The organism is Methylomonas sp. BG-2 (assembly GCF_057766305.1).
Genome location: NZ_JBYMAP010000312.1, coordinates 1 through 3,732, shown reverse-complemented (window position 1 = coordinate 3,732; position 3,732 = coordinate 1). Strand labels below are relative to the sequence as shown.

Annotated in this window: 4 protein-coding genes; 1 reads left to right on the top strand and 3 read right to left on the bottom strand. The window is 59.9% G+C overall.

Annotation, left to right across the window (positions count from 1 at the left end):
* Positions 1-28 precede the first annotated feature (28 nt).
* Positions 29-184, bottom strand: a complete 156-nt coding sequence (locus tag AC3B8H_RS19330) for a hypothetical protein (protein ID WP_488443153.1) — start codon at positions 182-184, stop codon at positions 29-31.
* 144 nt (positions 185-328) lie between these two features.
* The gene (locus AC3B8H_RS19325; protein ID WP_488443152.1) at positions 329-1,387 is read right to left on the bottom strand and encodes a DUF2278 family protein; all 1,059 of its coding nucleotides are present in this window, start codon (positions 1,385-1,387) and stop codon (positions 329-331) included.
* A gap of 561 nt (positions 1,388-1,948) precedes the next feature.
* Between AC3B8H_RS19325 and AC3B8H_RS19320 the strand changes: the two genes are divergently transcribed.
* On the top strand, positions 1,949-2,818 hold the full coding sequence (locus AC3B8H_RS19320; protein ID WP_488443151.1) for a diguanylate cyclase domain-containing protein: 870 nt from the start codon (positions 1,949-1,951) through the stop codon (positions 2,816-2,818).
* Positions 2,819-2,951: 133 nt separating this feature from the next.
* Here AC3B8H_RS19320 and AC3B8H_RS19315 read toward each other — a convergent pair.
* Positions 2,952-3,732 (bottom strand): VPLPA-CTERM sorting domain-containing protein (locus tag AC3B8H_RS19315; RefSeq protein ID WP_488443150.1); only part of this gene is annotated, 781 nt, incomplete at its 5' end.

Below are 3,732 nucleotides of genomic sequence, written 5' to 3'. Positions count from 1 at the left end.
TTTCGCGGTTAATTAACTATAGCTACCGTTATTTAGGGATAAAAGAAACCGTCATCGCCGCCACGCCTTCGAATAATACCCGGCCGCGCATTTCCAGCAACTGCGAGACGATTTCGTTGAGGCTGCTGACCAGGCCCGCGAACATTGCGAACACCAGACACAAGCCGATCAGAATGTCGATCATGCGAACTCCCCGAATCCAATAGTGTTACCCGGTCTGGCAACGCCGTTCGCCCGAGAGTGGCCGAGGCGGCCGGCCATTCGGACTCGGACCAGTCCCTCGAACGCAAATGCCGGGCTTGAGCAAGCCGGGTTGATAAAACCGGCGTTAGGCACCGAACAGCACCGGAATCCCTTCGGATTTGGCGGCGTCTTTCGTGTAAGCCACCCCGTCCACCTTCAGGCCGCGCGGGTCCAGCAGCGTGATGGTACCGCCTTTGTTGGACAATTGCGCGCCCTTGCCGCTGAGCGGTACGGTCAGTGCACGGCCGGGCTCGATTTTGCCGGCAATGGTTTCGGCCTTGTCTTGCTGATCCAGGATTTTCCAGCCGGCCAGATCCAACGTCCGCCCGGAGGCATTCAGCAGCGTCACGAATTCCTTGCCGGGATCGGCGCCGGGCGGATTGACCATCGCCGCGACGATGCGGGCCAAATGGTAGGGCGAATCCGGCGCCACCACCGGCCAGGGATCAACGCCGCCAGCGTCGGGAATCGGCACCTCGGGCACGGACGGCGCATCGCCGATAGGATCGGCAGTCTGGTCGTCGGTATGCCAGGCCTGATTTTGAAACTTGATGAACAGGCCGACCGCGCCGCCGGAGCCCGAGAAATCGACGATCAGGCCGCCGTCTCGGAAGGTGCCGTGGTTCTCGCCGGCACCGCCTTGGTTCATGTGGATCAGATGCACGCCGTTGCCGGGTTCGAAATGGAAATACTGGTCCGGTTTGCCGGACTCCGGACCCCACTTTTCGCCGAAGGCGTAAACGACCGCGCCGGGATCGGCGATTGCCCGCTGCGCCAGATCTTCGACGAATTCGAACAAATCGTTGTTCGGCCCCGGTGCCAGATGCGGAATCGGTTTCATGTCCTGGGCGCGAAACAGATTGCCGCGAATGTAATCGATCGCCGCGCCGTCGGCGACGCCGTCCGCCAGATTGCTCCAACCGTTCGGCAGTTCGCGGGCCCGGTCCAGCACCGGATGCTTCAAGTCGTGCACGATCAGGTATTCCACCAAGCGTTGCGCGACCGGTCCTCGACTGGAGCGCACATTGATCGCGATGCGGTATTTCACGCCGGCCACGCCGACCAGCAGTTCCGAGTGCGGGTCGTCGTCGCTGTCGCGCTGGTAGTCGATGGCCTTGGCTTTCAATACGCCGTAATTTTTCATCGTGGCCTCCCCTGGAGCGTGATGACTATGTTTTGGCTCGGTTGGACCCGGTTAAACTTCGACGGCCCAACGGTTCCGCCGTTATTCTCGGCGAAGTTTCGCCGGCCGGCAACGGGGATTTCGTACTAGTACAAACGTACTGGGCGGCGCATGAATCGCGATGGAGCAGGCCTTGAAAACGCCGAGCGTCTGCAGTCGGACAAACTATGCGCGCGGTATTTTCCTGTGCCTCGGCGAAATGCCAGAAATCGGAGTCGGCCTGCAAGGTGAGCCTTTGCGTTACCGAGGCCAAGACGTGATCTTTCGATCCGGCAGTCCGCGATGAAGCGAGCACGACCAAAAACGATATTTCGTAAGCCATACGAAATATCGTCGCCCAATTCCGCAAAAAACGCCGACCCTTAAGTGGAAGGCAACGCGCCGAGTTCCACAAAATTGATCCATATCAATCCTTTGTGGATTTTAGAGTGGCGGGGCTGCCAATTGGCACGCCATTTGATTTAAGTAACCCGTCAGCCGCCGAGCGGCTTACCGTAACTTGGCTCAATCAGGGTTTTATCTATGAATATCGACGCCGTAGCGGCCAGTGCCGCCCCAAATTCCCGCCGCCAATCGGCCGCGATTTTGCGGTCGAGTCTGTTTACCGAACGTCAGATTCGGCCGGAAGCAAGCCCGGTTTTCGCCCCCGATGTCCCGATCGGTTGGAGCGACCGCGCCGGCGCCGAGCCGGCGGCCGATGGCGAGCGGGCCAGTGGGGAACGAAATTGCGCGCTGCATGGCGATTGCCTGCATCTACACCAAGTCAACGCGGAAGTCGCTGAATTGAAACGGGCGCTGACCATCAGCCAGCAGGAATTGGCGGCCGCGCGGCTGACCATTGTCGAACTGACTAAAACCGAAGCGAACTTAAGCCGGCAATTGCAGCAAATCGCCGAAAGTTGCGAGCAGGCCTTGCATCTGGCCCATCACGACGAATTGACGGGCTTGGCCAATCGCAGCCTGCTGATGGACCGTTTGCAACAAGCCTTGGCCCAGGCCGATCGCCAGCAAAAGCCGGTCGCGTTGTTGTTTATCGATCTCGACGATTTCAAAACGATCAACGACAGCTATGGTCATGATGCCGGCGACCGTTTGCTGCGCGAAGTGGGCCGGCGCTTGTCGGCCGACATTCGTTGCGGCGACACCGCTTGCCGCTACGGCGGCGACGAGTTTTTGTTATTGCTGACCGACATCGACGGCGAGGCGGGCGTCAATGCGGTGATCGAGAAAATTCATGCCCGCCTGGCGGCCCCGTATCGGCTGGCCGGACGGGAAGTCTCGGTCGGCGCCAGCATCGGCGCGGCGCTGTATCGCCGGGACGGCATGAATAGCACCGAGTTGTTGAAGCAAGCCGACCGAGCGATGTATCGAGCCAAACGGCGGCGGGTTTGAGGCAAATCATCGAGTTAGTCCGAATGACTTTCCCGGTTCGGCAAATCGCCGAAACGGGAATACCCGGCAACCCGGCCCGGCGATGTTCTCCGAGCCAGGCTTTCTCAGGGGGCTGAACGCCACCACATTGTTATCATGCCGCCGACCGTCGCTGCCTGCCCGCTAACGATCCCAGCAGCACGGTGCCGAACAACCAAGCCGAGGCCGGCAGCGGGACCGGGTTGACCGGCCCGGAGTCTTCGGGACGGCTGATCATGGTTCGGGCGGACGCGGTGGCCACGAAGACGCCGCTCACCAAATGTTCACCGTCGCCGGAAATGACGAACACAAAGCTGCCGTTTCGTGTTTGCGGCACAGCGTCGTAGGTGTTGGTGGAAACCGACACGGACTTGTTGGCGCCGGCGCCGTCGGTGTCGTTATAGTAGGCATAAATGCTGGTCGTTGCGTTCGCCCAATTGTAAATATCGTTTTCGGCGCCGCCGCTGACCGAGTGGTGCCAATCCAGCGTCAGTATGGCCAGGCCGTTACCGCTCAATTCGAAGCCACCGTCGTTGGCGGCGCTCGCGAAGCCGTTGGTAAAATTGTCGGTCGCGCTTTGCGAATGAGTGTCCAGCAAATCCGCATTGCGGATGGTACGGCTTTGCGAGAGGGTAGTGACGGTGTTGGTGGTCAATTCGCTGCTGTGATCGTTAGCGGTAAAGCTTTGAAGCGGATAATCGTTGCTGGGCGGGTCGGTCCACACGAAGGCCCAAGAATCGGCGGTACCGCGTTGGTCGGTCCAGCGAAACACCGGCGCGTTGCTGCCGTTCGACAAGTCGATAAGCTGAATATTGAAACTGCTCCAGTCTATTGTCGAACTGGCGACGACCGATGCGTGGGCCTTATGCAGGGTCCCGGCCACGCTCAATAGGCAG

Coding starts and splice junctions, on each gene's coding strand:
- AC3B8H_RS19320 (WP_488443151.1), top strand. CDS start 1,949: ATGAATATCGACGCCGTAGCGGCCAGTGCCGCCCCAAATTCCCGCCGC.
- AC3B8H_RS19325 (WP_488443152.1), bottom strand. CDS start 1,387: ATGAAAAATTACGGCGTATTGAAAGCCAAGGCCATCGACTACCAGCGC.
- AC3B8H_RS19330 (WP_488443153.1), bottom strand. CDS start 184: ATGATCGACATTCTGATCGGCTTGTGTCTGGTGTTCGCAATGTTCGCG.